A 3879-nucleotide genomic window follows, 5' to 3' on the forward strand; every position below is an offset into this window, starting at 1 on the left:
GCCGTAGCGGGCGCGCAGCCGGCGGATGATGTCGGCGTAGAAATCGACGGGAGCTCCCGGTGGAAGCGAGCCGGCGAGCACGACCCAGCCTGCTCCATCCGCCCGGTCGAGCACGAGATCGATGAGTTCGGTCTGTTGCGCGGGGGTCAGCACCGGGCCGGGCACGTTGACCTTGGTCGTGGTGCCGTCCGGCTCCGTGATCGCGACATTGCTGCGGATGCTTGCGCCGATCGGCATGCCGAGGTGCGGGATGCCCGCATCGGAGAGCGCGATGAGCACGGGATCGAGGGCGTCGCCGGGCAGGATCGCGAGGCTCTCCACGCCGGAGGCCTCAAGGGCGCGGCAGATGTTGACGCCCTTGCCCCCCGGCTCCACGTGGCTCGCCACGGCTCGCTGCACCTCGCCGCGGGCGAGGATGCCGTCGAGCGAGATCGTGCGGTCCAGGCTCGGATTCGGGGTAAGCGTGATGATCACGCGATCACAACCTCTACGTCAGCCGCGGCCAGGGCCGCGGAAAGTTCCGGTGATGGGGGTGCGTCCGTGATGAGCACGTCGATGTCCCCGAGGGCGGCGAACCGCACCAGGGTCTCTTCGTCGAGCTTGGTGGAATCGGCGAGCGCGACGACGAGCCGTGCCGATCGGACGATGGCGGTCTTCACGGACGATTCGACGAGGTCGGGGGTGCTCAGGCCGAAGATGGCATGCACGCCGTTGGCGCCGATGAACGCGATATCGGGGCGGAGCCCCTCGAGCTGCGCGATCGTGCTCTGGCCGACGACCGCGCGGGTCAGGCCACGGACGCGACCGCCGAGGAGGTGGAGCTGGATTTCCTCGTTGCCGGCAAGCTTGTATGCGATCGGAACGGCGTTCGTGATGACGAGGAGCTGGTCGTCGGGTCCGGCGGATGTCCAGTCGGCGAGACGGTCGGCGAGGAGCTCGGTGGTGGTGCCGGCGTCGAGGATGATCGACCCGGACTGGCTGGTCGGGATCATGGCGAACGCGGCAGCGGCGATGCGTTCCTTCTCGTCGTGTCGCTGGGTCTGCCGTTCGGCCAGGCTCGGCTCCGAGAGGCTGAGGCGGTCGAGGGCGACGGCCCCGCCATGGACTCGACGCAACTGCCGGGAGCCTTCGAGCGTATCGAGGTCGCGGCGCACTGTTTCCGGGGTGATGTCGAAGCGGGTTGCGAGTTCATTGACGGTGACCCGGCTGGCTTCGCTGACGAGTTCGGCGATCAGCGCCTGCCGTTCTTCCGCAAACATGATACCTCCTCGTCTTTGAGTGACCCCCGCCACTGCGCGGCCCGATCGCTTCGATCAGGATTGACTACACGATATCTGTGTTTCTTTTTGTTTGTCAAGGAAAACACAGAAGAACAAAGATGGATGCTGTGGGCGGGCCGATCGGCCCGTGTCGGTGCTGGACGGTAGCGTGACGACCATGAGGATCCTGCACACGTCGGACTGGCACATCGGGCGCACGTTCCACACGCACTCGACCCTCGAACACCTCCGGATCGTGCTCGACGCGCTCGTCGACGTTGTCCGCGATCGTTCGATCGACGTGGTCGTCGTCGCCGGCGACGTGTTCGACTCGGCGATGCCCTCAGCGGACAGCTACACCCTCCTCGCGACGGCCCTCCGCGAGATTCGGAACGCCGGCGCGCAGGTCATCATGACGAGCGGCAACCACGACTCGGCCACCCGGCTCGGGTTCCAGTCCGAGTGGGCCGGCCTGGCGGGCATCCATGTGATCACCCGGCCGGAACAGGTCGCCACGCCGGTCACTCTCACCGACGAGCACGGACCCGTGCACTTCTACGGCATCCCCTTCCTCGAACCGGCCCTGGTCCGCCACCTCTATGCCAATCAGACGCACCCGGAACGAACGCTCAAGACCCACGAGCAGGTGCTCACCTTCGTCATGGACCAGATCCGGTCGGATCTCGCGGTCCGCGGCGGTCGCTCCGTCGTGCTGGCGCATTGCTTCGCGGCCGGCGTCGCGGCCACGCAGGAGGCGAGCGACGTCGAGCGGGACATCACCGCCGGCGGGCTCGACCTCGTGCCGGTCAGCGTGTTCGAGGGCCCGGACTACGTCGCACTCGGGCACATTCACGGGCGAGCCAGGCTCGAAGACCGGGTGCGCTACTCCGGCGCACCCCTGCACTACTCGTTCGCCGAGGCCGCAAAGCCCCGCGGCGCCTGGCAGGTCGACCTCGGCCCCGACCGTTCGGGGAAGGGCGCCGAGCTCGAGATCGAGTGGGTCGCCCTCCCGGTTCCCCGGAGGCTCAGTGTGCTCACCGGCGAGCTCGAGGAACTCCTCACCGCCGACAGGTTCGCAGCATTCGAAGGGGACTGGGTCTCGGCCGTGCTGACCGACCAGGTCAGGCCCCTCGACGGCATGCGGGCGCTCCAGAAACGTTTCCCGCACTGTGTCACGCTCGAACACCGGCCGGCCGTCGTCGTGGATACCGGCAGCGAGAGCTACGCCGAACGGATCAACCGGCAGACCGATCCCGACATCGTCGCCGGCTTCCTGAGCTTCGTGCGCAACGGTGTCGGGCAGACGGAGTTCGAGCGAGACCTCGTCGCCGAACTGCTCGCGGCCGGGGAACTGAAAGAAGTCACCCAGTGAGCATCAGGAACACGAGGAGTACGACGTGAAGATCAAGCGCCTGCGGCTCGCCGGGTTCGGCCCGTTCAAGAACGAGCAGGTCGTCGACTTCGAGCGCTTCGACGACGACGGTATCTTCCTGATCACGGGCAAGACCGGCGCGGGCAAGTCCAGCATCCTCGACGCGGTCTGTTTCGCCCTCTATGGAAGTGTTCCGCGCTATGAGGGCACGGAATCGCAGTTGCGCAGCGACCATTGCGAACCCGGTGATCCCACCTTCGTCGAGCTCGAATTCGGCCTGAACGGGAACGACTATCGCATCTTCCGCACTCCCAGGTACCTCAAGGCCAAAAAGCGGGGCATCGGCACGACCGTGTCCGCACCGGATGCCCGGCTCGAGATCCGCGACGCCGCCGCGGTCGACGCCGCTGCCGATGCAGTCGACGGCTGGCGGGGTCTCGCCGCACGCCCCGTCGATGTCGGGAACGAACTCTCCCGCATCCTGCCGCTCAAACAGGACCAGTTCCTGCAGGTGATCCTGCTCGCACAGAACCGGTTCCAAAGGTTCCTGCTCGCCAAGACCGACGATCGTCGCGAGGTCCTGCGCACCCTCTTCGGCACCAGCAGGTTCCAGAGTCTGGAGACAGAACTCATCACGCGTCGCAAGGCCCTCGACGATGAACTCACCGGCGTGCGCGTGCGGCTCGAGACTCTCGCGGCATCCGCCGCCCGGCACGTGCCAGCAGGCACCGAGCCCGGCACCGCAGCACCAGACCTGGCCTGGTTCGAGGCGGCCACCGCCGAACTCGAGCAGGCACTCGCCGTCGCCGTCGCCGCGGCTGCCCGTGCGGATGCCGCACTGGTCGACGCGACGGCCGGGCTTCGGGCCCAGGAAGAGATGCGGGCCCGCCAGGACCGCAGGGACGCCGCAACGGCCACCCTGGCCGTGCTCGACGAGCGCAGCTCCGTTGTCGACGCCGACCGTGACGACCTCGCGGCCGCGCACCGCGCTGCCCGGGTATGGCCCCAGATCGAAGCAGAGTCCGCTGCGCTCGCCGCTGCCCTCGACGCGGCGCGGGCGGAGGTGGCTGCGCGGGAGAACTGGATCACGGTCAACGGTTCCGACGAGGTCGACCAGGACGGCGACGACGATCAGGATGCCGTCCCACTCTCCGCCACCATCGACCTGCTCCTCGAACAGCTCGGGTCCCTGAACGACGTCCTCGCGGCCGAGGAAGAACTGCCGGCCCTCGATGTGGAGTCCGGGTC

4 protein-coding genes are annotated in these 3879 nt (G+C 67.7%); 2 read left to right on the forward strand and 2 right to left on the reverse strand.

Features of this window, described 5'->3' with window-relative positions; genetic code table 11:
• On the reverse strand, nucleotides 1–474 hold a 474-nt coding region (locus tag QN345_RS16600; RefSeq protein ID WP_323508906.1), incomplete at its 3' end, for a 1-phosphofructokinase family hexose kinase.
• Entirely contained in the window at nucleotides 471–1259 is a 789-nt protein-coding gene (locus QN345_RS16605) for a DeoR/GlpR family DNA-binding transcription regulator (RefSeq protein ID WP_134445910.1), read from the reverse strand. The genes QN345_RS16600 and QN345_RS16605, both read right to left, overlap by 4 nt.
• Nucleotides 1260–1437: 178 nt before the next feature.
• On the opposite strand from QN345_RS16605, the gene QN345_RS16610 reads away from it, so the two are divergent.
• Nucleotides 1438–2631, forward strand: a complete 1194-nt coding sequence (locus QN345_RS16610; protein WP_134445909.1) for an exonuclease SbcCD subunit D — start codon at nucleotides 1438–1440, stop codon at nucleotides 2629–2631.
• A 25-nt stretch (nucleotides 2632–2656) separates the two neighbouring features.
• The coding region (locus tag QN345_RS16615; protein WP_323508907.1) for an SMC family ATPase at nucleotides 2657–3879 on the forward strand (1223 nt) is incomplete at its 3' end.

It is taken from the genome of Cryobacterium sp. 10I1 (assembly GCF_035019805.1).
GTDB classification, from domain to species: domain Bacteria; phylum Actinomycetota; class Actinomycetes; order Actinomycetales; family Microbacteriaceae; genus Cryobacterium; species Cryobacterium glucosi.

Coding starts and splice junctions, on each gene's coding strand:
- QN345_RS16610 (WP_134445909.1), top strand. CDS start 1,438: ATGAGGATCCTGCACACGTCGGACTGGCACATCGGGCGCACGTTCCAC.
- QN345_RS16605 (WP_134445910.1), bottom strand. CDS start 1,259: ATGTTTGCGGAAGAACGGCAGGCGCTGATCGCCGAACTCGTCAGCGAA.